Source organism: Achromobacter sp. B7, assembly GCF_003600685.1.
In the GTDB taxonomy this organism is placed as follows: domain Bacteria; phylum Pseudomonadota; class Gammaproteobacteria; order Burkholderiales; family Burkholderiaceae_B; genus Achromobacter; species Achromobacter spanius_B.
Map to the genome: position 1 here is coordinate 1,537,689 of NZ_CP032084.1, position 25,152 is coordinate 1,562,840.

Here is a 25,152-nt window from a genome sequence, read left to right on the forward strand (position 1 = left end):
CGCAAACCAGGAGTACCTAAAAATGGCTTCCACCGCGCCTCTCACTGTCAGTCTGGCTTCCGCCTTGAAGACAACCCGCTCGCGTCAACGCGACCTTGAACAGCTGTCGCCCTTCGAACTGAAGGATTATCTGATTACCTTGGCCAAGGAAAATCAGCACACGGCCGCCTTGACCATGTTGAACGCCGGTCGCGGCAACCCGAATTGGATCGCCACCGAGCCGCGCGACGCCTTCTTCCTGATGGGCCAGTTCGCCATGAAAGAGGCGCGCCGGGTGCGTGACGACGCCATCCTGGCGGGCATGCCCGCCAAGAAGGGCTGCGCCGACCGCCTGCGAAAGTTCTTGTCCAAGCACAAGGGCGAGGACGGCTACGACTTCCTGGTTGGCGTGCTTGAATACGGCGTCAAGGTCAAGAGTTTCGACCCCGACGAATGGATCCATGAACTGACCGACAGCATCATCGGGGACAACTACCCCGTGCCGCCGCGCGCGCTGGTGCACACCGAACAGATCGTGCACGACTACCTGATCAAGGAAATGTGCGACGGCCGGCCGCCCAAGGGCAAGTTCGACCTGTTCCCGGTTGAGGGTGGCACGGCCGCCATGTGCTACATCTTCGACTCGATGATGCAGAACGGCCTGTTGAAGCAGGGCGACACTATCGCGCTGTTCCTGCCGACCTTCACGCCCTATATCGAAATCGCGCACCTTGAGCGTTTCCAATTCAAGATCGTTGCCATCAACGCCAGCAGCCTGCGGGCCGACGGCACGCACGACTGGCACTATCCCGCCTCTGAAATCGCCAAGCTGGAAAATCCCAAGATCAAGCTGGCCGTGACGGTGAACCCCAGCAATCCGCCGTCGGTGGCGTTCAGCCCGGTCGAAATGAAGCAGATCGTGCGCCTGATCCGCAAGAATCCTGATCTGGTGCTGGTCACGGACGATGTGTACGGCACGTTCGTGCCGAACTTCCGTTCGCTGATGGCCGAAGTGCCGCACAACACCATCTGCGTCTATTCCTTTTCCAAGAACTTCGGTTGCACGGGCTGGCGTCTGGGCGTGATTGCCACGCACGAGAAAAACACCATGGACCGGCGCATCGCCGAACTGCCCGCGGCGTGGAAGCAGCGTCTGAACAAGCGCTACGGCGCCATGACGATGGAGCCGGAAAAGCTCAAGTTCATCGACCGCATGGTGGCCGACAGCCGCAACGTGGCGCTGAACCACACGGCGGGCCTGTCCCTGCCGCAGCAGGTGCAGATGTGCTTTTTTGCGCTGTCCCACTTGCTGGACCTGAAGGACGCCTACAAGCACCTGACGATGGAGATCGTGCGTGCGCGCCGCGACTCGCTGTGGAGCGGGCTGGGTATCCCGGTGCCCCCGGAAGATCCCATGCGCGCCTGGTATTACGTGGAACTGGACTTCATGGTCTGGGCCAAGGTCATGTATGGCGATGCCTTCTGCAAGTACATGACGTCGAACTACGAGCCCGTGGACTTCCTGTTCCGGCTGGCCGAGAAGACGGGCGTGGTGCTGATGGATGGCGGCGGCTTCGGCGGGCCGCCTTGGTCGATCCGTATCTCGCTGGCCAACCTGGATGATGCCGATTATGCCAAGATCGGCAAGTACATGGTCGAGTGCGCGACCGAGTACGTCGAGGCATGGAAGGCGTCCGAACTGGTGCGTTCGGGTCCGACTGCCGGCAAGGGCCAGACGGTGAAAGCCGGCGCGGCCAAGCGCGCGGCAAAGACGGCCACGAAGAAGGTCGCCAAGAAGGCGGTGAAGAAAGCCGTCAAGCAAGCGGACACGGCGGCCAAATCCGCCAAGAAGGCGACCGCCCGCAAGTAGGCAACCACAGGCGACATGAGCTATGACGTGCTCGATCGGGTTTTTCAATAGTGTCCCCATCGCGGTGTTGTTCGTCACGGTGGGTTTGGGATACCTGATCGGCAAGCTCAAGGTCGGGCCGATTCAGCTGGGCGGCGTGTGCGGCACGCTGATCGTCGCCCTGCTGATTGGCCAGACGGGCTGCCAGATGCGCGGGGACCTGAAAGAGGTGGCCTTCGCGCTGTTCATCTTCGCCATGGGCTATTCGGGCGGCCCCCAGTTCTTTGCCAACCTGAATCGTTCCAGCCTGCGCTATATCGCGCTGCCCATCATTGAAGCGTTGCTGGTGCTGACCATCGTGTTGTCGGCCGTGCCGCTGTTTGGCCTGGATGCCGGCACGGCGGCGGGGCTGGCGGCAGGCGCCGCAACCGAATCGGCGGTGGTCGGCACCGCTGCCGAAGCGCTCAAGCACCTGGGCTTGCCGGATGCAGAGGTGCAGCGCATGGAGGCCAACATCGCCACGGCCTACACGCTGACCTACCTGGTGGGCTTGATCAGCATTGTGTTTTTTACCAGTCAGGTGGCCCCGGCGTTGTTGCGCATCAACTTGCGCCAGGCGTCCAAGGCGCTGGAGGCCAAGCTGGGCGTCGCGTCCGGTGAAGACGAAGACATCAACCTGCCCACCTTGCCGCGCCTGGTGGGGCGCGCCCACGTGGTCAAGGACGCCGACGGCATGAAGGTGGGTGACGTCGAGGCTCAGTTGGGTGGCCGTACCGTGATCAGCCGCATCCTGCGCAACGGCGCGGCGCTGGACGTTACTCCCGAGGACACGCTTGCCACGGGCGACATCGTGGTAGTGCTGGGCTTGCGCCGTTTTGCGCTGCGGGCGGGCGCGGTGGTCGGGCCAGAAATTCAGTTGCCGGAAGCGCACGCCGATGATCTGCAAATGCGCGAGCTTGCGGTCATCGTCAACAAAAAGAACGTCAATGGAATCACCATGGGCGAGCTGGGCAAGCGCCCGGGCGCCAAGCGGGCGCGTGGCGTCTTCGTGCAGTCGATCATGCGATCTGGGCACGCCTTGCCGCTGACGCCGGCAACCATCGTGCAATATGGTGACCTGGTCACGCTGGTGGGCGCCGAACCCGAACTGTCGCAGGCGGGCGCAGCCCTGGGCAGCGAGCTGCGCCGCAGCGGTGTCACCGATCTGGTGTTCCTGGCCTTCGGCATTCTGGCGGGCTTGATGGTCGGCAGCCTCAGTGCGCGCATGTGGGGCATCCCGGTGTCGCTGGGTAGCGGCGGCGGGGCGCTCGTCAGCGGGTTGGTGTGTGGCTGGATCAATGCCAAGCGGCCGTCGCTGGGCCACATTCCGGACCACGCCGTGCAGCTGTTGAAGGATCTCGGGCTGGCGGTGTTTGTGGCCTGCGTGGGCTTGTCGGCCGGACCAGAAGCCGTATCGCTGATCCGCGAACACGGCGCCGTGCTGCCATTGATCGGCTTGCTGGTTTCGCTGGGGCCGGCCTGCCTGTCATTGTGGGTGGGCCACAAGATACTGAAGATTGAAGGCCCGCTGCTGGTGGGCGCCATTGCCGGGCAGCACGTCAGCACGCCCGCCATCAGCGCCATCTTGAACTCCAGCGGAAGTTCCGTGCCGCTGCTGGGTTACACCGTGACCTATGCCATCGCCAACGTGCTGCTGCCGGTGCTGGGACCCATCATTGTGTCGTTGGCGTACCATCTGAGTTAAGACGCGTATCTGAAAGACGCAGCAGAGGCGAGGCGCTTGGCGCCTCGCTGTCGTTTTGCACACGGAGACATCATGCCCTACGTAACCCCGCTACAGGAGTTCCGCTTTACGCTGAACGAACTGGCCGGCCTGGACGACATCCTTGCATTGCCCGGCTTCGGTGACGTCACGCCCGATCTGGTTGACGCCATTCTGCAAGAGAACGGCCGGTTTGTGGAGCAGGCCGTCGCGCCCTTGAATGTGCCCGGTGACACGCAGCCGCCTGTGTGGAAAGACGGCCATGTCACGACCACGCCCGGTTATGCACAGGGCTTCAAGGACTACGCCGCCGGCGGCTGGCAGGGCTTGCAGCATCCGCAAGAGTGGGGCGGGCAAGGCCTGCCCAAGCTGGTCGCCGCCGCGCCGGGCGAAAACATCCAGGCCGCCAGCCTGGCATTTTCCTTGTGCCCCATGCTGACGGACGGGGTGATCGAAGCGCTGCTGACCGTGGGCTCGGACGCGCAACGCCGCGAGTACGTGCCGAACCTGATCGCGGGCAAATGGACGGGCACCATGAACCTGACCGAGCCGCAAGCGGGTTCGGATCTGGCACAGGTCGCCACACGCGCCGTGCGCCAGGACGACGGCACGTTCCGCCTGTTCGGCCAGAAGATCTTCATTACCTTCGGCGAACATGATCTGGCTGAAAACATCATCCACCTGGTGCTGGCCCGCACGCCGGACGCGCCCGCCGGCGTAAAGGGAATTTCGCTGTTCATCGTGCCCAAGTTCCTGGTCGACGCCAACGGCGCCGTGGGCAAGCGCAACGATGTCTGGTGTGCCTCGCTGGAGCACAAGCTGGGCATCCATGGCAGCCCCACCGCCGTGTTGTTGTATGGCTCGGGCAAGGGCGATGTCGGCGAGGGCGCCGTCGGTTATCAGGTCGGCGAATTGAATCGCGGCCTGGAATACATGTTCATCATGATGAACGCGGCGCGCTATTCGGTGGGGCAGCAGGGCATCGGCGTATCCGAACGTGCCTACCAGCATGCGCTGGCCTATGCGCGTGAACGCGTGCAGGGCCGCGCGGTGGAAGGCTCGGCCGGGCCTGTGGCCATCGTGCGCCATCCAGACGTGCAGCGCATGCTGCTGACCATGAAGGCCCTGACCGAGGCGGCGCGTGCCGTGTCCTATGTGACGGCCGCCGCCCACGACAAGGGCACGCATCACCCCGACCCCGAACAGCGCTCGCGCAACCGCGCGTTCTATGAATACATGGTGCCCGTGGTGAAGGGCTACTCGACCGAAATCGCCGTTGAGGTCGCGTCGCTGGGCATCCAGGTGCATGGCGGCATGGGCTTCATCGAGGAAACGGGGGCGGCGCAGTTTTACCGGGATGCCCGCATTCTGCCGATCTACGAAGGCACCACCGCCATCCAGGCCAACGACCTGGTGGGTCGAAAGACGCAGCGCGACGGCGGCGCCACCGCCTACGCCGCCATCGCCGCCATGCGCGAGACCTTGCGCGCCGTCGAGGCCGAGTCCACGCGCGCGGCAGCGCCGGAACGCGATGCGCTACGCCTGTTGCGCGACAACCTGGATGGCGCCATCCAGGCCTATGAGGCCGGCGTGGGTTTCATTCTTGAGCAATCCGCCGCCAACGTGCGCGCGGTGTTTTCCAGCAGCGTGCCATACCTGATGCTGGCCGGCGTGGTGCATGGCGGCTGGCAGATGGCACGCGCCGTATTGGCGTGCCGTCGGCATATCGCTGCCGGTTCGTCAGACCCGTTTTACAAAACCAAGATCGCGACCGGGCTGTTCTATGCCGCCCACATACTTCCGCGCGCCCTGGCGCTGTCGGCGGCGGTGCGCGCGGGCGTGGTCGCGGACGCCTGCGGGGCGGCTGCGGATATTGCATAAGGTTATATGGCTTGCGTATTTCCTCGACCGAAGGTTTGATGGAAGAATCGTTTCGCAAGCAGTAAGCTCGGCTTTGAAACGCCATCCTGCGCTGCCCCCTGCAAGGCGGGCGGCCAGATCCTCCCCTCTGAATCCTCAAATAGGAGACACCATGAGTCATCTACGTCTGGGCGATACCGCCCCCGATTTCGAACAGGATTCCTCGGCCGGTCCCATTCGCTTCCACGAATATCTGGGCAATAGCTGGGGGGTGCTGTTTTCGCATCCGGCCGACTTCACGCCGGTGTGCACGACCGAGCTGGGTTACACGGCCAAGCTCGCTGACGAATTCGCCAAGCGCAATGTGAAGGTGCTGGCCCTGTCGGTGGACGGCGCCGATTCGCATTCGAAGTGGATCGAAGACATCAACGACACGCAGTCCACCAAGGTCAACTTTCCGATCCTGGCCGACAAGGATCGCAAGGTCTCCGAGCTTTACGACATGATCCACCCTAACGCCAACGCCACCTTGACGGTGCGTTCGGTGTTCATCATCGACCCGAACAAGAAGGTGCGCCTGATCATCACGTATCCGGCCAGCACGGGCCGCAACTTCAATGAAATCCTGCGCGTCATCGACTCGCTGCAATTGACCGACAGCCACAGCGTGGCCACGCCGGTCAACTGGGAAGATGGCGACGATGTGATCATTGTTCCGTCCCTGCAGGACGAGGCCGTCATCAAAGAGAAGTTCCCCAAAGGCTATAAGGCCGTGCGTCCTTACCTGCGCATCACGCCCCAACCGAATAAGTAAATTCGAATTCCGGGGGGTAGCCTCCCGCTAAAAAACGCGGCGTTGAGCCGCCCGAACCGCCGCCTTCTCCATAGGAGAACGCGGCGGTTTTTTCATGGCTGGGACGGCGGTCCTATATGCCTGCGAGCGATGAGCAATCAAATAATGATTCGTTCCGTTCAGAATGCGCAGCCAGCACACTTGCTTCCATATTGAAAATACAGGGAGCAAGGGATGTCTTTCGGAAAAGCAGGTTGGTTGGCCGCGCTGGCAGCGGTGGCGGTATCTCTGACGGCCGTGGCGCCGGCGCAAGCGCAGCAAAAGCAAACGCTGTTGAACGTGTCCTATGACCCCACGCGCGAGCTGTATCGCGCCATCGACGATGCCTTCATCAAGCAGTACAAGGACAAGGCCGGCGTCGACCTGACCATACGCCAGTCGCACGGCGGATCGGGTCGCCAGGCGCGCTCGGTCATCGATGGGCTGGAAGCCGATGTGGTGACGCTGGCGCTGGCCTATGACATCGACGCCATTGCCGACCGGGGGCTCATTCCCGAAAACTGGCAGTCTCGCCTGCCGCAGAACAGTTCGCCCTATACGTCCACCATCGTGTTCCTGGTGCGCAAGGGCAACCCCAAGGGCATCAAGGACTGGGACGACCTGATCAAGGACGGCGTGCAAGTCATCACGCCCAACCCGAAGACTTCCGGCGGCGCGCGCTGGAACTATCTGGCTGCCTGGGCCTACGCGTTGGAAAAGAACGGCGGCAGCGAAGAGAAGGCTCGCGCCTATGTCGGCGACCTGCTCAAGCACGTGCCGGTGCTGGACACCGGTGCACGCGGCGCCACGACCACGTTCGTGGAACGCGGCGTGGGCGACGTGCTGCTGGCGTGGGAAAACGAAGCCTTCCTGGCGCTTGAAGAACTGGGTCCCGACAAGTTCGACATCGTGGTGCCGTCCCTGTCCATCCTGGCCGAACCGCCGGTGGCCGTCGTGGACAAGATCGTGGACAAGAAGGGAACGCGCGCCGCCGCCCAGGCGTATCTGGAATTCCTGTACACGCCCGCCGCGCAGGAAATTATCGCCAAGAACTATTACCGCCCCATCGACAAGACGGTGGCCGCCAAGTACGAAAGCAAGTTCCCCAAGGTCAAGCTCGTCACCATCGACGACAAGATCTTTGGCGGCTGGCGCAAGGCGCAGAAAGATCACTTCAGTGATGGCGGCACCTTCGACCAGATCTACCTGCCGCAAAAGAAATAACGACACGACTTTCGGACGACGGCTATGACAACTGCCTCCCCCCCGACGGCAATCGGCGCGCAAGCGCCTTTTGCCGTTCGGCGCAACAGCCCGGGCGTGCTGCCCGGATTCGGTATTTCCATGGGCTACGCCGTGCTGTACCTAAGCGTGCTTGTGCTGATTCCCCTGGCTGCGCTGCCCATCAAAAGCGCCGAACTCGGGTGGCAAGGGTTTTGGGACACCGTGACGGCGCCGCGCGTGATGGCGTCGTATCAACTGACCTTTGGCGCCTCGCTGATCGCTGCGCTGGTCAACCTGGTGTTCGGGTCCGTGGTGGCCTGGGTGCTGGTGCGCTATCGCTTTCCCGGCAAGAAGATTCTGGACGCTCTGGTGGATCTGCCCTTCGCATTGCCCACAGCGGTGGCGGGCATCGCGCTGACCGCGCTGTATTCGCAAAAAGGCTGGCTGGGCGCGCCGCTGTCCGAGTGGTTTGGATGGAAGGTGGCGTTCACGCCGCTGGGCATCGTGATCGCGCTGATCTTCATCGGCGTGCCCTTCGTGGTGCGCACGGTGCAGCCGGTGCTGGAAGACGTAGAACGCGAAATCGAAGAGGCGGCGGCCAGCCTGGGTGCCAGCCGCTGGCAGACCATCCGCCGCGTGCTGCTGCCCAGCGTCGTGCCGGCGTTGATGACGGGCTTTGCGCTGGCGTTCGCGCGGGCAGTCGGCGAGTACGGGTCGGTGGTTTTCATTGCCGGCAACATGCCGATGGTGTCCGAGATCACGCCGCTGCTGATCATTTCAAAGTTGGAACAATTCGACTACGCCGGCGCCGCCGCCATCGCGACCGTGATGCTGGTGCTGTCCTTCGTCATGCTGTTGGTCATCAACCTGCTGCAAGGCTGGCAAGCCCGCCGCAACCTTGGGAGGCTGGCATGAGCGCAGCGGACCGTCCCGCCCATTTGACCGAACCGCGCTGGGTGCGCGGCATCTTGCTGTTTGTTGCGCTGGCATTCCTGACCCTGTTCCTGCTGGTGCCGCTGGCGGCAGTGTTCGCCGAGGCCTTCAAGAAAGGCTGGCAACTGTACCTGGATGCCATCGTCGAGCCCGACGCGCTGTCCGCCATCCGGCTGACCTTGCTGGTGGCTGCCATCGCGTTGCCGGTGAACCTGGTGTTTGGCGTGGCGGCGGCATGGGCCATCACCAAGTTCCAGTTTCGCGGCAAGCAGTTCCTGATCACGTTGATCGACCTGCCGTTCTCGGTATCGCCCGTGGTGGCCGGCCTGGTTTTCATTCTGTTGTTCGGCACGCAAGGATGGCTGGGCGGCTGGTTGCAGGACCACGACTGGAAGATCGTCTACGCCGTGCCCGGCATCATCCTGGCCACGCTGTTCGTGACCTTTCCGTTTGTGGCGCGTGAGCTGATCCCGTTGATGCAGGCGCAAGGCAGCGAAGAAGAACAGGCGGCGCTGACGCTGGGCGCCAGCGGCTGGCAGATCTTCTGGCGCGTGACGCTGCCCAATATCAAGTGGGGCCTGCTGTACGGCGCCATCTTGTGCAACGCGCGGGCAATGGGTGAATTTGGCGCGGTGTCGGTGGTGTCCGGCCAGGTGCGCGGGCTGACCAACACCATGACCCTGCACGTGGAAATTCTCTACAACGAATACCAGTACTCGGCCGCGTTCGCCGTGGCCTCGTTGCTGGCTCTGCTGGCGCTGGTGACCCTGGTGGCGAAAAACCTGGTCGAGTGGCGCAACGCGCGCATGCTGCGCGCCGCCGACCTGCCGGTCGAGTATCCCGGTGCAGCGGCCGCAACGATCAAGCCGGCCATCGCGTAACGCGCGACGGCCCAGACGGAGACAGGCATGAGTATCGAAGTACGTAATCTATCCAAGCGCTTCGGCCAGTTCCAGGCGCTGAATGACGTGTCGCTGCATATCGAAACCGGCGAACTGGTGGCGTTGCTGGGGCCGTCCGGCTGCGGCAAGACGTCGCTGCTGCGCATCATCGCCGGGCTGGAATTGCCGGATTCGGGCAGCGTCCTGTTCGGGGGCGAAGACGCCACGGACGTGGACGTGCGCCAGCGCCAGGTGGGATTCGTATTCCAGCATTACGCGCTGTTCAAGCACATGACGGTGTTCGAGAACGTGGCGTTCGGCCTGCGCGTGAAGCACCGGTCGCAGCGCCCGTCCGAAGACCAGATCCAGCGCAAGGTGCATGACCTGCTGACGCTGGTGCAGCTGGATTGGCTGGCGGATCGTTATCCGGCGCAGCTGTCCGGCGGCCAGCGTCAGCGTATCGCCCTGGCACGCGCGCTGGCCGTGGAGCCGCGCGTGTTGCTGCTTGACGAACCGTTCGGCGCGCTGGACGCCAAGGTACGCAAGGAACTGCGTCGTTGGTTGCGCCGGCTGCATGACGAGCTGAACGTGGCCAGTGTGTTTGTGACGCACGACCAGGAAGAGGCGCTTGAGGTCGCGGACCGCGTGGTGCTGATGAACGCCGGCCGTATCGAGCAGGTGGGCACGCCGCGTGAAGTCTGGGAGCAGCCCGCGACGCCGTTTGTGTACGGCTTTCTTGGCGATGTGAACCAGCTTCAAGGCGTGGCGACGGGCGGTGTCTGGGAAGGCGCCGGCTTGTCGCTGCCGGCGCCTGACCTGGCGCAAGCCCATGCGCAGCGCGCCACCGCTTACGTTCGTCCCCACGAGTTCGAGATCGAGCGTTATCGCGCGGGCGGGCAGGGCATTGCGGTGCGCCTGTCGCACGCCTATCTGGCCGGCCCCAGCGCCTATCTGGAACTGGCGCGCCAGGATTCCGACGCCATCATCGAAGCGGAAGTGCCCGAGCACCTGTATCGGGAACTGGACCTGCGCGATGGCGATACGTTGTTGGCGCGTCCCCGGCGCGCCCGGATCTTTGCGGTGCAACCATGACCATGACAACCTCTGTTGATTTTCCTTCCATCCAGGACGCCGCGCTGGCGCAGCGTTGGCAGGCGCTGGTGCGGCGTCTGGCCGATATTCAGCAGCGTCACCCGGACGCCGCGCTGGCGTCGTCGCTGGCCGCTGAAGACATGTTGTTGACGCATGCCATCTACGACTCGGGCCTGGACCTGGAAGTGTTCACGCTGGATACGGGCCGCTTGCATGCGGAAACGCTGGGTGTGCTGGACGCCGTTCGCGCGCGCTATGGGCGCGATGTCACGGTGTACCGGCCCGTGGCGGCGGCGGTGGAGCAGCACGTTGCCCAGCATGGCGCCTATGCGTTCTATGAAAGCGTGGATCTGCGCAAAGCCTGTTGCCAGATTCGCAAGGTCGAGCCGCTGCGACGCGCGCTGGCCGGGCGCAGCGCCTGGGTCACCGGGCAGCGGCGCCAGCAATCCACCACGCGCGGCGAACTGCCCTTGCAAGAGCAAGACGCCGTGTTCGGCCTGACCAAGTTCAACCCGCTGGCCGAATGGAGCGAGGACGACGTGTGGGCAGTGATCCGTGCGCTGGATGTGCCCTACAACCCCCTGCACGACCAGGGCTACCCGTCCATCGGCTGCGAGCCCTGTACGCGCGCCATCCGGCCGGGCGAGGACGTGCGAGCTGGAAGATGGTGGTGGGAATCGTCGGATTCCAAGGAATGCGGTCTGCACGCGGGCAACCGCGTCATCAGTGTCGTGACGCGCGGCGAATGACGCCGTCCATGAATTCAAATTCTGTCTTAGGGGAAGAACCTATGTCTGCTGTGATCCAACGCAGCCACCTGGATTGGCTGGAATCGGAAGCGATATTCATCATGCGCGAGGTGGCCGCCGAAAGCGAAAAGCCCGTGCTGCTGTTCTCGGGCGGCAAGGACTCCGTGGTGCTGCTGCGCCTGGCGGAAAAGGCGTTTCGCCCCGGCCGCTTTCCCTTCCCGCTGATGCACATCGACACGGGCCACAACTTCGATGAAGTCATCGCCTTTCGCGATCAGCGCGCAGCCGAATTGGGCGAGACCCTGATCGTGCGCAGCGTCGAGGACTCCATCAAGCGTGGCAGCGTGGTGCTGCGGCGCGAAACCGACTCGCGCAATGCGGCGCAGGCGGTGACGCTGCTGGAAGCCATCGAGGAATTCGGCTTTGACGCCTGCATCGGCGGAGCGCGCCGCGACGAGGAAAAGGCCCGCGCCAAGGAGCGCATCTTTTCGTTCCGCGATGAATTCGGCCAATGGGACCCCAAGGCACAGCGCCCTGAACTGTGGAACCTGTTCAACACGCGCGTGCATCGCGGCGAGAACATGCGCGTCTTCCCGATTTCGAACTGGACGGAACTGGACGTCTGGCAATACATCCAGCGCGAGCAACTGGCGTTGCCGTCGATCTACTTCAGCCACCAGCGCGAGGTGGTCCGGCGCAAGGGCCTGCTGGTGCCGGTGACCCGCCTGACGCCGCCGCAAGACGGCGAGCAGGTCGAGCGGATGCCGGTGCGCTTTCGCACGGTGGGCGATATTTCGTGCACCTGCCCGGTGGCTTCCGACGCGGCCGACACCTACGCCATCATCGCCGAGACGGCGGTGACCGACATCACCGAGCGCGGCGCAACGCGCATGGACGACCAGACTTCCGAGGCCTCGATGGAGCGCCGCAAGAAGGAAGGCTATTTCTGAATGCACAACGCCGGCTGCGGCCGGCGGCAGGGGACGCACCATGAACGCACTGAACGATTCTTTCCTTTCCGGCGCCGGCACGGGCGTGCTGCGCTTGATCACGGCGGGCTCCGTCGACGATGGCAAATCCACGCTGATCGGCCGCCTGCTGTACGACAGCAAGGGCGTATTCGCCGACCAGCTGGATGCGATCTCGCGCGCCAAGCACAAGCGCGTGGCGGGCGACGGCATCGACTTTTCCCTCTTGACCGACGGGCTCGAAGCCGAGCGCGAGCAGGGCATCACGATTGACGTGGCCTACCGGTACTTTTCTACACCCGCGCGCAAATTCATCATTGCCGATGCGCCCGGCCACGAGCAATACACGCGCAATATGGTCACGGGCGCGTCCACGGCGGACGTGGCCGTGATCCTCATCGACGCCACGCGCGCGGCCGACGGCAAGCTGCTGCCGCAGACCAAGCGGCACAGCACCATTGCGCGGCTGCTGGGTATCCGCCACATCGTGGTGGCCGTGAACAAGATGGACCTGGTCGATTGGGATCGCGCCGTGTTCGAGCGCATTCGCGATGCGTATGCCGAACTCGCCGCCAAGCTTGGCATCGCACATTTCGATGCGCTGCCGCTGTCGGCGCTGAATGGCGACAACGTCGTGACGCTGTCGCCCAAGACGCCCTGGTACGAGGGCCAGCCTTTGCTGGCGCTGTTGGAATCGTTGGATCTTGCCAGCGACGGCCGTGCCTTGCCGCTGCGCTTTCCCGTGCAGTGGGTGGCGCGGCACGGGGGTGATCAGAAAGAAGACTTTCGCGGTTATGCCGGCCGGTTGGCCAGCGGCGTGCTGCGCGCGGGCGACGCCATCACCGTGCAACCGTCGGGCGTCAGTGCGGTGGTGCGCGAAGTCCGCGTCTTTGACCGCGTGCTGGACGAGGCGGTGGCGGGCGACTCGGTCACGGTGGTGCTGGATCGCGATGTCGACGTGTCGCGCGGTGATGTCATCGTGCACACGGCGGCGCCGGCGCAAGTCACGCGCGAGTTCGAAGCCGAGCTGTGCTGGCTGGATGCGCAAGCGTTGAACCCGGCGCGCAAGTATCTGTTGAAGTCGGGCACGCGGCTGACGTCGGCAAAGATTCGCGCGGTGCTCTCGCATCGCGACATCCACGAATTGCAGGAAGTCGAGAACACCGAAGGCACCTTGCAGATGAACGACATCGGTCGCGTGACGTTCACCACGCGCGAGGCGTTGGCGGTGGATCGGTACGCTGATGTGCCGACGACCGGCGCCTTCATTCTGATCGATGAAGCCACGCATCAGACGGCTGCGGCGGGCATGTTGCGCTAGGGTGGAATCGGGCCGGAAAACAACGGACTTTCGGCCCGATTTTTGATGTTGTATTTCTTCCAAACCTAATGCTGGTGCGGGTTTTCGGGCGATATCGCCTGATGAAATCGATTTGTTCAGACGCGCCTCGCGTCTTGCGGTAAAGTGGGGCTGTCTTACGGAAAGGCTTTTGGTGCTTGTCAAAACCACTGTGTTTTTGTACAGTAGTTTTTATGGCACGCACCGATCATTCTTTTCCCGCCGGTTCTGGGTCCCCGGCTGCCGCCCCCGCCGCCTTGCGCGGTCGGGGTGCGGTTACTAATGTTCGGCATCGCTTTCAGCGCGATGACCGTGTGCAGGTCGACGACGGTTGGTCCGGTTCAGGCCTGCCGGCGGATTTCGTAGAATCCGTCCCCGACTCTTTCTCCGACTCCTTTTCCGATACATTCACGGATTCCGCTTCGGGCGATTCTCCTGAAGCCGGGTCCGGCTCCGCGCACGCGCCGAGGGCTGGCGCGCGCTCCGGCGCCGCAGTCATCCCCATCGTTCCTGATACGCGGCTGGCTCCGCCCGCACCCAAGACAACCGTCACGGCCGAAGAAGCGCGCAAGATGCTGTCGCGCAATGACTCGCCCGATATCCCCTTCGACGTTGCGGTAAACCCGTATCGCGGATGCGAGCACGGCTGCGTGTACTGCTATGCGCGGCCCACGCATTCGTATTTGGGCATGTCGCCCGGGCTGGACTTCGAAACCCGCCTGGTGGCCAAGGCAAACGCCGTGGATGCGCTGCGCGCCGAACTGGGGCGCCCCGGCTACAAGCCGTCGCCCATCAATATCGGTTCCGCCACTGACGCTTACCAGCCCATCGAACGCGATTGGCGGCTGACGCGCGGCATGCTGGAACTGATGCTGGAAACCCGGCATCCCGTCACCATCGTCACGAAAAACGCGCTGGTCGCCCGGGATCTCGATCTGCTTGCAGCGCTGGCTGAGCAGAATCTGGTGGTCGTCTATATCAGCATCACCACGCTGGACGCCGGCATGGCGCGCACGCTGGAGCCGCGTGCCGCAGCGCCGTGGCGGCGGCTGGAAGCTGTGCGCAGCCTTACGGATGCCGGCGTGCCGGTCGGCGTGCTGGTGGCGCCTGTCATCCCGTTCATCAATGATGAATCCATGGAACACATCCTCCACGAATCCAAGGCGGCCGGCGCGCATTACGCCAGCTACACCGTCGTGCGCCTGCCCTGGGAGGTCAAAACCCTGTTCGAGGATTGGCTTAACGCCCATTACCCCGACCGCGCCCAGCGCGTGCTGCACCGCATAGAAGACCTGCGCAACGGTCGCCGCAATGACCCTAATTTTGGCTCGCGCATGCGTGGCACCGGCATCTGGGCAGACTTGCTGCGCCAGCGCTTCGCCGTCGCGACCCGCAAGCTGGGGCTGAACCGCCACAGGCTCGCGCTGGACTGCGATCGCTTCCAGCCGCCGCTGGCGGCGGGCGCCACGCCGTCTCTGTTTTCGGCGGGCCCGCTTGCAGGGCAGGGCACGGCCTCTTCGGCTGTGTCCGCAGCAGTGGCGTCGTCGGCCGGCTCTGCGGTGACTGTGCCCGCTACCCCTTCCTCTACCGCTTTCCTATCCCCGGTTGGCGCGCAAGCGTCTTCAGGGGTCCCCCTTTCTGACGGCCTGCCGGCAGTTTCCGGCGGCTATGGCCGCGGGGCGCGCCAGTTGCAGGCGCTGGCGGCCGGCCAGTTGTCGCTGTTCGATTGATCACGGCCGCTCGCCGTGTCGGCCGCTGCGGCGGCGTGGAATCGTTTCTTCAAGGAGTTCTCATGAACACCGCTGATTTTTCCGTTTTGTCGGATGAGCTCATCGTCTCGTTGAACCCGCTGCGCCGTGGCGCGTATCGAGCCCGCGCCGCTTGCGCCAAGCTGGCGGGCCTGGCCATGCCGTGGAATACCGCGTCCGCCGGTGACGAACCGCGCCAGCGCAGCCGCTCGGGCACGTCTCCCGCGCGCTGGCCGTTCCCGCCCACGCCGGCCCAAGAGGGCGGCTTGGTCGAGCGCGCGGCAACGCGCGGGATCCCATCGGGCGTGACACCGTTGCCGGTGCCTGCCGTCACCCCCACGATGGCGCCCGCCTTGTCACCTGCCATGGCCCCCGCTTTGCCGGTGTCGGCGGTACGCGAGCGCAGTCTGGGCAACGCCACCGTTGAACCCGTAACGTCGCAAGTCACCATGAAGGCCATGGTGCTGGATGTGGTGATGGTGTTGGCGTGGGGCGCAATCATCCCCGGCCTGATGTGGCTTGGAGCCGCCGCTGGCTTCTGAATCGCCTGGGCTCGATTTTCAAACAATCACGACTGATACATTGAACGGTCACGGCAGGCTAGGCGAGCGCCAAGCTTCACGTCGGCGAGCTCAGCGTGGCAGGCTTAGCTGGAGCCCAGCAGCACCACGCCCACCAGAATGGATACGCAGCCGGCCAACCGGCCCGGCCCGACCTTTTCGCGCAGCAGGAACATGCCGGCCAGGGTGCCCAGCATCATCGACATTTCGCGGGCAGGCGCCACCAGGCTTAACGGCGCGCCGTTGCGCAGCGCATATAGCACCAGGATGTACCCCAACGGAGACAGCAGGCCCACGGCCAGCGCGAGATGCCAGTGTCCGCGCATGGACTGCCAGGCTTGCGCGCGCCGGCCCATCATGTGGGGCGTCATCATGGCGGTGCGCGTTACGCATGTGAACCAATCGAACAGCACGGGGCTGATCAACAGAACCTTCACGCCATAGGCGTCCACCACGGTGTAGGCGGCGATGAACAGGCCGATCACCACGCCCCAGCGCACGCCGATCCACGCTTGGGCCTGCTTGAAGATGGTCAGACGCCCTTGGGTGGCGATCATCAGCACGCCGATCACCACGCACAGCATGCCGACAATGCCGGTGCCGGTGGCGGGTTCGCCCAGCAGCAGGAATGCCCCCGTCGTGGAAAGCAGCGGGCCGGTGCCTCGCGCAATCGGATACACCACGGACAGGTCGGCAACCTGATAGCCGCGTTGCAGGCAAAGGCTGTAGCCCAGATGCAACAGGCTGGATGTCAGGATGGCGCCGACGACGGGCCACGTCCATGTCATGCCGTCGTGGATCAGCACCCAGATGACCCAGGGGGCGTACAGCAACGAGGCGCACAGCCCGTAGGCAAACACAAAAGGCGCGCCCACCATGGCCGCGCGCTTGGCAAGCAGGTTCCACGTAGCGTGGGCCATCGCCGCCAGGACGACCAATATCAGGGACGTATACGACATGAGGGAACAGCGCCGAATGACGTGTTTGTTACAGAAGCCGCTAGGGTACAGCAAGCTGCCGGAAGGGCGCCATTCTACCCGACGGCCTAGCCAACTTTTGGTGTAGAATCATTGGTTTGCCAAATCTCATCCTCTGCTTGCGGCACCAGTAACAACATCGGTAAAAAACGAACGGCAAAAGTTTTAGCCCGCAAAGACATGATGATCTAGGAGTTCTCATGAACCTTATCGCTATCCTGGAACAGGAAGAAATTGCCCGTCTGACCGGCGGCCAAGCCAAGCCTGAATTTGCTCCTGGTGACACCGTCATCGTGAGCGTGAACGTCGTTGAAGGCACCCGCAAGCGCGTGCAGGCTTTCGAAGGCGTTGTTATCGCCAAGCGCAATCGCGGCCTGAACTCCGCGTTCACCGTGCGCAAGATTTCGTCGGGTGAAGCCGTGGAACGTACGTTCCAGCTGTACTCGCCGCAAATCGCCGGCATCGAAGTCAAGCGCCGCGGCGACGTGCGCCGCGCCAAGCTGTACTACCTGCGCAACCGCTCGGGCAAGTCGGCACGTATCAAGGAAAAGCTGGTCAGCAAGCAAGCCTCGGCGGCTTGATCGCTTATCGGCACACGGCCCTACCAGTGTCGGACGTTCGCGCCATTCAGCGTTTCCGTCCGGCACAGGTTTCCGGGTTAAAAAGGCACCTGCGAGGGTGCCTTTTTCTTTTAGCAAAGCCGTATGTCTGATTCCTCGTATTCTGCGCGGCCTCGACGGCCGCTTGTGCGCCCGGGCTTCGATCCGGCAACGCAACCGTGGGTAGTGGCCAATGATTCTCTGCCGGCCGTACCTGCCAGCCTGTTGACCCCGGATCGCCTGCGGGGCACGCTGAACCAGCCATCCACCTGGACGCTGGAGCTTTCGCGCGACAACGATCTGCGATACCCCGGCCGCGAGGGCACACCGGTGCCCGCGGCCGTGTTGATTCCGCTGGTCACGCGCGACGACGGCGTACACATCATGCTGACCCAGCGCGCCGCGCATCTGCATGACCACGCGGGGCAGATCAGCTTTCCGGGTGGCCGCATCGAAACCAGCGACCCTACACCCGTGGCCGCTGCCTTGCGCGAAGCGCAGGAAGAAACCGGATTGCCGGAAGACCATGTGGAAGTGTTGGGCAGCATGCCGCCCTACCTGACGGCGACGGGTTTTTCGATCATTCCGGTGGTGTCGTTGGTGCGGCCCGGTTTTGAACTGGCGCCCGACGCGTTCGAGGTAGCTGAAGTGTTTGAAGTGCCGCTGTCGTTCCTGATGGACCCGGCCAATCATCGGCTGTACGAGGCCAGGCTGGACGACGGACGCGTGCGCAATTACTACGGGATGCCCTACGGCAAGCATTTCATCTGGGGGGCAACGGCGGGCATGTTGCGCAACCTCTATCACCTGCTGCGCCACGGATTGCAGCCGCGCTGACGGTATGGCCGAAAGCGGGCCAGACCATCGCGCTATTTGTCCGTGCAATAGAAAACGGCCCTTGCGGGCCGTTTTTGTTGCCGTGGCCTTTATGGCCATCGCGGCGTTCGCGAGCAGCCCAAAATCAATAGCGCTGCTGACCCGCCAGATTCTCTTCAAGAATGCGCTCGTATAGCGCGTAGCGCAGCGGGTTGATCTTGCCTGCCTGCAGGGCGGCCACTACGCCGCAGCCCGGTTCACGGCGGTGCGTGCAATTGTAGAAGCGGCATTCCTCGATAGGCTGCGCAAATTCAGGGAAGCCGCGGATGATGTCGTCGCGCGTCAGGTGTTGCAAGCCGAACGCCTGGAACCCGGGCGAATCGATCAGGTCACCGCCGGGATCGGGCAGGTGATAAAGCCGCGTGCTGGTCGTGGTGTGCTTGCCCATGTCCAACGCCGTGGAGTGTTCGCGCGTGGCCGCGCGCGCGTCCGGGATCAATGCGTTAAGCAGCGTGGACTTGCCCATGCCGCTTTGACCCAGCAGCAGATTGGTGCGCCCGGCCAGACGAGGCGCCAGCAGCGTGTGCACTTTTTCAGGTTCCAGCGCGCTGAGCTCGACCACGGGCACGCCCAACGCCGCAATCGGCGCCAGGCGGGCGCGGGCGGCGGGCAATTCTTCCGTCAGGTCGGTCTTGTTCAAGACGATCAGCGGCGAGATGCCCGCGCTCCAGGCGCCGGCCAGGGCTCGCCCGGTCAGGTCGTCGGAGAAGGTCGGCTGCACCGCGATCACGATCAACAACTGGTCGACGTTGGAGGCGAACTGCTTGGACCGCATCTCGTCGGACCGGTACAGCAGGTTGGTGCGCGGCAGGATCGCGTCGATCGCGCCTTCGTCCTTGCCTTGCGGGGCAATGCGCACGCGGTCGCCGACGGCGGCGCCGGCCTTTTTGCCGCGGGGAAAGCACTTGCGCAGCGATCCGTCGGCAAGCTCAACGGTGTAGTGGCGTCCGTGCGCGGCGATGATGCGGCCGTCCAGCTGGCCGTCCACGGCGTCGGTCATGGGCGCTGCCACGCCGTTTCTGGCATTGCGCGGGGCGCTCATGCGGTGGGCGCCATCAGGTGGCGGATGCGCTCGGCGGCGGGGGGATGGCTATCGTAGAAGGCGGAATGCACAGGGTCGGGAGTCAGCGTAGCGGCGTTGTCGTCGTAGAGTTTGACCAGCGCGGACACCAGATGTTGCGGCGAACTCTGCTCGGCCGCATAGCGGTCCGCTTCGAATTCGTCGCGACGCGAGTACCAGCTGGCCAACGGCGTGAACATGAAAGTAAAAACGGGAATGACCAGGAAGAACAGCAGCAACGCCATCGCGTCGTTGCGTCCGCCCAGTTGGGGCACCACACCCAGGTCCATGTAGAACCAGGGTTGTTGCGATACCCAGCCCAGGATGGCAAAAAAGGCCAGCGCGGCGCCAAAGCTGAAGGCGACGCGCTTGATGATATGACGCTTGGCGAAATGACCCAGTTCGTGGGCCAACACCGCTTCAATTTCATCGCCGTTCAGGCGCGCCAGCAGGGTGTCGAAAAACACGATGCGGCGCGACCTTCCAAAGCCGGTGAAATAGGCATTGCCGTGCGCGGACCGGCGCGAGCCGTCCATGACGAACAGTCCGTTCAGCGCGAAGCCGCAGCGCTGGGCCAGCCGTTGGATGCGGCCGGCCAGGTCCGGGTCGGACAGCGGCGTGAATTTATTGAAAAGCGGGGCAATGAACATCGGGTAGACGATCAGCAGCGCCAGGTTGAACACCGTCCACAGCGCCCACGCCCAGACCCACCAGTAGGCGCCCGCGCTGCCCATCAACCACAGCACAGCGGCGGCCAGCGGCAGGCCCAGCACGGCGGCAACCAGCAGGCCCTTGGCCGTGTCGGCAATGAATAGCTCGGGCGTCATCCGGTTGAAGCCAAAACGCGCCTCAAGCTTGAACTGCCGCCACAGCGTGAAAGGCAGGCCCAGCACGCCAAGCACCAGCGCCACCACGACCAGCAAAAGCATCTGGCGCAAAAAATCATTGCTGGTAAGCTGCCCAACCATCAGGTCGATGAATTGCAAGCCGCCCATCAACGTCAGGCAGACCAGCAAAATGGCGTCGTAGGTGCGTTCAAGCATGCCCAGTTTGACGCGGGCGATGGTGTAATCGGCCGCGCGCTGATGGCTGGTCAGGCCGATGCGAGGCGAAAATTCATCCGGCACGCGATCGCGGTTACGCGCCACGTGGCGGATCTGGCGACCGGCCAGCCACAGGCGCACGGCAATATCGGCCAGCAGGAAAGCAACGAACAGCAGTGTGAACATGGGCGAAGCGTTTTGCTCAGTAGGGATGTGCGAAAATCGCGTGTTTTATAGGCAAATTATATGGCTGTGAACGAAAATCGCCTGGTCTGGCTCGACATGGAAATGACCGGGCTGGATCCCGAGAAAGAACGCATCATCGAGGTGGCCGTCGTGGTGACGGAACCCGACCTGACGGTCGTGGCCGAAGGCCCGGTGCTGGTCGTCCACCAGCCTGACAGCCTGCTTGACGCCATGGACAACTGGAATAAATCCACCCATGGCAAAAGCGGCCTGATCGACAAGGTGCGCGCGTCCACGGTGTCCGAAGCGCAGGCAGAGGATACGCTCTTGGCGTTTTTGGCGCAGCATGTGCCGGCGGGTAAGTCGCCGTTGTGCGGCAACACCATCAGCCAGGATCGCCGCTTCATGTTTGCGTACATGCCGCGCCTGGAGCAGTTTTTCCACTACCGCAACCTGGATGTCAGCACGCTGAAGGAATTGGCGCGCCGCTGGGCGCCGGCCGTGTACAAGGGCTTTGAGAAAAAGAGCCGCCACGAAGCGCTGGCCGACATCTACGAGTCCATCGACGAACTCAAGTACTACCGCGAGCACCTGCTGAAGGTGTAGGCAGGGCGGTTTTCAGGGGGCGCATGTATCGAGCGGGATGCAGCGGGGCGCATTCATCGGCCTGCATCCACCCGGCCTGCATTCAGCCGGCCTGCATTCAGCCGGCCTGCATTCAGCCGGCCTGCATTCAGCCGGCCTGCATTCAGCCGGCCTGCATCCACTCGGCCGCCTGCACCGGGCAGAGGGTCCTTGACCCGCCCGCCGCCACGCCTGTCAGGCCGGCCGACCACCGAAACGGGATTCCACCTCGGCCGTCAGCGGCGTATAGCGCGCATTATCTTGCCCGGCGCGCGCGTTCAGATGCGTCTCCGACGCGTCGAAAACCTTCCAGTAGATTCTTCCGCACAGCGCGCGGGCGGCGTGGCCCGGCCAGTTGTCGGGCAGCATTGGGCCGGGCAGCTGCGGGTCGTGTAGAACGATCCGGCGCCAATTGTGCAGCAGCATGACCCGCACGACGAACGCGTCGGCGGGCGGCGGCGCGTCATCCAGCAATTTTTCCAGCGGGCCAAAGTTGCGGGAGAACTGGCGGTACTGCTCGGCCACGTCGTCCAGGTTCCAGCATTGCGACGCCAGGCTGGCGATCGGCAGGCCGCCCGCGCCGGCCAGATCCCGGGCGGACAGCACCAGCGCCCGATCCGGGATGCCCAGCTTTTCAAGAATGTCGTGCGCGGCCCGCGCCTCGGTGTGCGGGTGGGCGAACAGGCCCGGCGCGATCATCCCGAACCCTTCCCAGACCAATTCCCGACGCAACTCGGCGCGCTCGGCCAGCCCGTTGCCCGTGCGCGGTAGCGCCACCAGGGTCCATTCCCCGTTCCAGTCCTGCGTTGCACCTTCGTAGATGCGCTGCGAGGCATGTGCGGTATGTCGCAGCCCCTGTTCCGAAATCAGGTACAGACTGCGCCGGCCATGTCGTTCCGATTGCAGCCAGTTTTGCGCCACCAGCCGGAAAACGCTGGTGCGCAGCAGGCGTTCATTGATACCAAGCGGGGCCAGCAATTCGATCAGGTCGCCCAGCCAGATGGCGCCGCCGTGAGGGGCCAGCGCGTCCCCCAGCAAGCTGACGCACAGCGATTTGGCGCGAGGCGGGTCGCTTTTCAACAAGCGGGACAGGAAACGGTCCAAAGGCGACGTAGGGTTTGCCATAAGGGGGGCCGCATGCGGCCGATATCAGGATCCGCAATATGATACATAAATCCAATGTGATACAGCTTTGCGTTTGACAATGGTTTTTTTGTATTAAATAATCCGCCTATGACATGACGGCGCTGCGGAACGTTTGCCTTGCGATTTCGCAAACCGTCTCAAGGAGACAAACATGTACGCTCAACTCGTCGAAACCGGCGTCAAGCAGGTCAAAACCGCCGACCAGCTTGAAGGCCCCGAACAGACGTTCCAGCGCCGCATAGACGATGGCGTGCGCATCGAGGCCAAGGACTGGATGCCCGATGCCTACCGCAAGACGCTGGTGCGCCAGATCTCTCAGCACGCGCACTCGGAAATCGTCGGCATGCTGCCCGAAGGCAACTGGATCACGCGGGCCCCGTCGCTCAAGCGCAAGGCGATCTTGCTGGCCAAGGTGCAGGACGAGGCCGGCCACGGGCTGTATCTGTACAGCGCCGCCGAGACGCTGGGCGTGTCGCGCGATGACCTGATCGACGACCTGCACGCGGGCCGCGCCAAGTACTCCAGCATCTTCAATTACCCGACCCTTAGCTGGGCGGACATCGGCATGATCGGTTGGCTGGTCGATGGCTCGGCCATCATCAACCAGATTCCGCTGTGCCGCTGTTCCTACGGCCCCTACGCGCGCGCCATGGTGCGCGTCTGTAAGGAAGAGTCCTTCCACCAGCGCCAGGGCTATGACCTGTTGATGCAGATGTGCCTGCATGGCACACCCGAGCAAAAGGCGATGGTGCAGGATTCGCTGAACCGCTGGTGGTGGCCGGCGCTGATGATGTTCGGCCCGTCGGACGCCGATTCGCCCAACAGCGCGCAATCGATGGCCTGGAAGATCAAGCTTTTCTCCAATGACGAGCTGCGCCAGAAGATGGTGGACCAGACCGTGCCGCAGGCCGAATACCTGGGCCTGACCGTGCCGGACCCCGACCTGAAGTGGAACGCGGAACGCGGCCACTACGACTTCGGCGAGATCGACTGGAGCGAGTTCTACGCCGTGCTCAAAGGCAATGGGCCGTGCAACCGCGAACGCCTGGCCGCGCGCGTCAAGGCGCACGAAGACGGCGCCTGGGTGCGCGACGCACTGGTCGCTTACGCGGACAAGAAGGCGCAACGCAAGGCCGCTTGAGGCGGTCTGCAACGCCTGCCCGCCTGCAACCCGCGCCTGCAACCCGCGTCCGCATCCCGCGCCGCAACCCTTGCTGCAACCCATACCGCAACCTTCACTGCATACCGGTGCGCGCCGCGCGCGCCCGGCATTTCAAGGATATCCATCATGAGCAAAGACTGGCCTTTGTGGGAAGTGTTCATCCGCAGCCAGCACGGCCTGGCCCACAAGCACGTCGGCAGCCTGCATGCCCCGGACGCCGAAATGGCGATCAATCACGCGCGTGACGTCTACACGCGCCGCAACGAAGGTCTGAGCATCTGGGTCGTGCGCGCCTCGGACATCTCGGCCAGCAGCCCCGGCGACAAGGAACCCTTGTTCGAGCCGGCCAACAGCAAGGTCTACCGGCATCCCACGTTTTTCCCGATGCCCGAAGAAATCAAGCACATGTAAGGCGGCAGGCAGACATGGACAAGACTTTGTTTGAATACCTGCTGCGCCTGGGCGATTCGTCGCTCATCCTGTCGCAGCGGCTGGGCGCGTGGACCGGGCACGGCCCCATCCTGGAAGAGGACCTGGCGCTGACCAATACCGCGCTGGACCTGCTGGGCCAGGCGCGCATGTGGCTGACGCTGGCGGGTGAAGTCGAAGGCGCGGGCCGCGATGAAGACGCGCTGGCCTATCACCGCGACGCTCACCAGTTCCATAACGTGTTGCTGGTCGAACGCGCCAATGGCAACTATGCCGACACCATGGCGCGCCAGTTCCTGTTCGACGTCTGGCACTACTTCCTGCTGCAACGCCTGGAACAATCCTCCGACGAACGCGTGGCCGCCATCGCCGCCAAGTCCATCAAGGAAGTCACTTACCACGTGCGCCGCTCGTCGGACCTGGTCGTGCGTCTGGGCGACGGCACCGACGAAAGCCACGCCAAGATGCAGGCGGCCATCGACGACGCCTGGCGCTTTACCGGCGAACTGTTCGCCGACGACGCCGTGGACCAGGACGTGGCCGCGCGCGGCATCGGCTGTGAACTGGCCGCGCTGCGCGAACCGTGGCTGGCGCACGTGCGCGAAGTGCTGGAAGAAGCCACGCTGACCGTTCCCGATGAAACCGCGGCCAACCATCTGGCCTACCGGGGCGGTCGCCAGGGCAAGCACACCGAAGAGCTGGGCTACGTGCTGGCCGAAATGCAGTACCTGCCGCGCGCCTACCCGGGAGCCACCTGGTGAACGCGCTGGCGCCCGTTTCCGCCGACCAGGTCTACGCCTGGCTGCACGAGGTCCCCGACCCGGAGATTCCCGTGCTGTCCGTGGTGGACCTGGGCGTGGTGCGTGAGGTGAACTGGGAAGGCGACACCTGTGTCGTCGTCATCACCCCCACGTATTCCGGCTGCCCGGCCATGCGCGAAATCACGCAGGACATCCAACAGACGCTGGCCCGCCATGGCGTGGCCGACGTCCGTGTCGACACCCGCCTGGCGCCCGCCTGGACGACCGACTGGATGAGCGAAAAGGGCCGCGAAGCGCTCAAGGGTTACGGCATCGCCGCGCCCGCCGAGCGCGCCATCGACATTTCGGGCATCAGCCGCCGCGCTGTCGCGCCCGCTATCGCGTGCCCGCGCTGCGGCTCGCGCGATACGCGGATGGTCAGCAACTTCGGGTCCACGTCGTGCAAGGCGCTGTATCGCTGCGTGTCTTGCCGTGAACCCTTCGATTATTTCAAGACTCACTGAGAGCGGTTTC

Annotated in this window: 25 protein-coding genes; 20 read left to right on the forward strand and 5 right to left on the reverse strand. The window is 63.8% G+C overall.

Annotated elements, in window-relative coordinates:
* The first annotated feature begins 22 nt into the window (after positions 1 to 22).
* From DVB37_RS06875 to DVB37_RS06940, 13 genes are all read left to right on the forward strand, one after another.
* Positions 23 to 1,849, forward strand: a complete 1,827-nt coding sequence (locus DVB37_RS06875) for a bifunctional aspartate transaminase/aspartate 4-decarboxylase (RefSeq protein WP_046802737.1) — start codon at positions 23 to 25, stop codon at positions 1,847 to 1,849.
* A 22-nt stretch (positions 1,850 to 1,871) separates the two neighbouring features.
* Positions 1,872 to 3,572, forward strand: a complete 1,701-nt coding sequence (gene aspT, locus DVB37_RS06880) for an aspartate-alanine antiporter (protein WP_120154432.1) — start codon at positions 1,872 to 1,874, stop codon at positions 3,570 to 3,572.
* A 72-nt stretch (positions 3,573 to 3,644) separates the two neighbouring features.
* The gene (locus DVB37_RS06885) at positions 3,645 to 5,471 is read left to right on the forward strand and encodes an acyl-CoA dehydrogenase (RefSeq protein ID WP_104143149.1); all 1,827 of its coding nucleotides are present in this window, start codon (positions 3,645 to 3,647) and stop codon (positions 5,469 to 5,471) included.
* A gap of 151 nt (positions 5,472 to 5,622) precedes the next feature.
* Complete coding sequence (locus tag DVB37_RS06890; RefSeq protein WP_046802740.1) at positions 5,623 to 6,264, forward strand: peroxiredoxin; 642 nt, start codon at positions 5,623 to 5,625, stop codon at positions 6,262 to 6,264.
* A gap of 213 nt (positions 6,265 to 6,477) precedes the next feature.
* On the forward strand, positions 6,478 to 7,506 hold the full coding sequence (locus DVB37_RS06895; RefSeq protein ID WP_104143150.1) for a sulfate ABC transporter substrate-binding protein: 1,029 nt from the start codon (positions 6,478 to 6,480) through the stop codon (positions 7,504 to 7,506).
* Between the two features lie 24 nt (positions 7,507 to 7,530).
* The gene (cysT, locus tag DVB37_RS06900) at positions 7,531 to 8,421 is read left to right on the forward strand and encodes a sulfate ABC transporter permease subunit CysT (protein ID WP_371683114.1); all 891 of its coding nucleotides are present in this window, start codon (positions 7,531 to 7,533) and stop codon (positions 8,419 to 8,421) included.
* The gene (gene cysW / locus DVB37_RS06905; protein ID WP_046802743.1) at positions 8,418 to 9,320 is read left to right on the forward strand and encodes a sulfate ABC transporter permease subunit CysW; all 903 of its coding nucleotides are present in this window, start codon (positions 8,418 to 8,420) and stop codon (positions 9,318 to 9,320) included. The genes cysT and cysW overlap by 4 nt, the downstream gene beginning before the upstream one ends.
* A 27-nt stretch (positions 9,321 to 9,347) precedes the next feature.
* A complete protein-coding gene (locus DVB37_RS06910; RefSeq protein ID WP_046802744.1) occupies positions 9,348 to 10,412 on the forward strand; it encodes a sulfate/molybdate ABC transporter ATP-binding protein in 1,065 nt (354 codons plus the stop codon).
* Positions 10,413 to 10,414: 2 nt separating this feature from the next.
* Positions 10,415 to 11,161 (forward strand): phosphoadenylyl-sulfate reductase, encoded by a 747-nt coding sequence (locus DVB37_RS06915; protein ID WP_120154434.1) that lies wholly within the window; start codon positions 10,415 to 10,417, stop codon positions 11,159 to 11,161.
* 41 nt (positions 11,162 to 11,202) lie between these two features.
* Positions 11,203 to 12,111 carry a sulfate adenylyltransferase subunit CysD gene (gene cysD, locus DVB37_RS06920; RefSeq protein WP_120154436.1) on the forward strand — a complete coding sequence of 303 codons (909 nt, stop codon included), beginning with the start codon at positions 11,203 to 11,205 and terminating at the stop codon, positions 12,109 to 12,111.
* A gap of 40 nt (positions 12,112 to 12,151) precedes the next feature.
* A complete protein-coding gene (locus tag DVB37_RS06925) occupies positions 12,152 to 13,450 on the forward strand; it encodes a sulfate adenylyltransferase subunit 1 (protein ID WP_120154439.1) in 1,299 nt (432 codons plus the stop codon).
* A 212-nt stretch (positions 13,451 to 13,662) separates the two neighbouring features.
* Positions 13,663 to 15,198: a PA0069 family radical SAM protein gene (locus tag DVB37_RS06930; RefSeq protein ID WP_371683115.1), complete on the forward strand. Its 1,536-nt coding sequence runs from the start codon at positions 13,663 to 13,665 to the stop codon at positions 15,196 to 15,198.
* A 62-nt stretch (positions 15,199 to 15,260) separates the two neighbouring features.
* Positions 15,261 to 15,758: a hypothetical protein gene (locus tag DVB37_RS06940; protein WP_120154442.1), complete on the forward strand. Its 498-nt coding sequence runs from the start codon at positions 15,261 to 15,263 to the stop codon at positions 15,756 to 15,758.
* A gap of 104 nt (positions 15,759 to 15,862) precedes the next feature.
* Here the strand turns inward: DVB37_RS06940 and DVB37_RS06945 are convergent, their stop codons facing one another.
* Entirely contained in the window at positions 15,863 to 16,735 is an 873-nt protein-coding gene (locus DVB37_RS06945; RefSeq protein WP_104143159.1) for a DMT family transporter, read from the reverse strand.
* A 218-nt stretch (positions 16,736 to 16,953) separates the two neighbouring features.
* On the opposite strand from DVB37_RS06945, the gene rplS reads away from it, so the two are divergent.
* Both rplS and DVB37_RS06955 read left to right on the forward strand, forming a co-directional pair.
* A complete protein-coding gene (gene rplS / locus DVB37_RS06950) occupies positions 16,954 to 17,334 on the forward strand; it encodes a 50S ribosomal protein L19 (RefSeq protein ID WP_006218237.1) in 381 nt (126 codons plus the stop codon).
* A 123-nt stretch (positions 17,335 to 17,457) separates the two neighbouring features.
* Positions 17,458 to 18,189, forward strand: a complete 732-nt coding sequence (locus tag DVB37_RS06955) for a CoA pyrophosphatase (protein ID WP_046802751.1) — start codon at positions 17,458 to 17,460, stop codon at positions 18,187 to 18,189.
* 124 nt (positions 18,190 to 18,313) lie between these two features.
* On the opposite strand, the gene rsgA is transcribed toward DVB37_RS06955, so the two are convergent.
* Both rsgA and DVB37_RS06965 read right to left on the reverse strand, forming a co-directional pair.
* Positions 18,314 to 19,228 carry a ribosome small subunit-dependent GTPase A gene (gene rsgA / locus DVB37_RS06960; RefSeq protein WP_104143357.1) on the reverse strand — a complete coding sequence of 305 codons (915 nt, stop codon included), beginning with the start codon at positions 19,226 to 19,228 and terminating at the stop codon, positions 18,314 to 18,316.
* A gap of 38 nt (positions 19,229 to 19,266) precedes the next feature.
* Positions 19,267 to 20,517, reverse strand: coding sequence for a M48 family metallopeptidase (locus tag DVB37_RS06965; protein WP_046802752.1), 1,251 nt, complete (start codon positions 20,515 to 20,517; stop codon positions 19,267 to 19,269).
* 60 nt (positions 20,518 to 20,577) lie between these two features.
* Here DVB37_RS06965 and orn point away from each other — a divergent pair, with 60 nt between their 5' ends.
* Positions 20,578 to 21,123, forward strand: coding sequence for an oligoribonuclease (gene orn, locus DVB37_RS06970; protein WP_046802753.1), 546 nt, complete (start codon positions 20,578 to 20,580; stop codon positions 21,121 to 21,123).
* A 53-nt stretch (positions 21,124 to 21,176) separates the two neighbouring features.
* Here the strand turns inward: orn and DVB37_RS28905 are convergent, their stop codons facing one another.
* Positions 21,177 to 21,353 (reverse strand): hypothetical protein, encoded by a 177-nt coding sequence (locus DVB37_RS28905; protein ID WP_120154445.1) that lies wholly within the window; start codon positions 21,351 to 21,353, stop codon positions 21,177 to 21,179.
* Positions 21,337 to 22,266 (reverse strand): phenylacetic acid degradation operon negative regulatory protein PaaX, encoded by a 930-nt coding sequence (paaX, locus tag DVB37_RS06980; RefSeq protein ID WP_104143160.1) that lies wholly within the window; start codon positions 22,264 to 22,266, stop codon positions 21,337 to 21,339. The genes DVB37_RS28905 and paaX overlap by 17 nt, the downstream gene beginning before the upstream one ends.
* 172 nt (positions 22,267 to 22,438) lie before the next feature.
* Between paaX and paaA the strand changes: the two genes are divergently transcribed.
* From paaA to paaD, 4 genes are all read left to right on the forward strand, one after another.
* Entirely contained in the window at positions 22,439 to 23,428 is a 990-nt protein-coding gene (gene paaA / locus DVB37_RS06985) for a 1,2-phenylacetyl-CoA epoxidase subunit PaaA (protein WP_050447890.1), read from the forward strand.
* 147 nt (positions 23,429 to 23,575) lie between these two features.
* On the forward strand, positions 23,576 to 23,860 hold the full coding sequence (paaB, locus tag DVB37_RS06990; protein WP_006218245.1) for a 1,2-phenylacetyl-CoA epoxidase subunit PaaB: 285 nt from the start codon (positions 23,576 to 23,578) through the stop codon (positions 23,858 to 23,860).
* Between the two features lie 14 nt (positions 23,861 to 23,874).
* Entirely contained in the window at positions 23,875 to 24,639 is a 765-nt protein-coding gene (gene paaC / locus DVB37_RS06995; RefSeq protein ID WP_120154447.1) for a 1,2-phenylacetyl-CoA epoxidase subunit PaaC, read from the forward strand.
* Positions 24,636 to 25,142 carry a 1,2-phenylacetyl-CoA epoxidase subunit PaaD gene (gene paaD / locus DVB37_RS07000; protein WP_046802757.1) on the forward strand — a complete coding sequence of 169 codons (507 nt, stop codon included), beginning with the start codon at positions 24,636 to 24,638 and terminating at the stop codon, positions 25,140 to 25,142. Before paaC ends, paaD begins: the two co-directional genes overlap by 4 nt.
* Positions 25,143 to 25,152 lie beyond the last annotated feature (10 nt).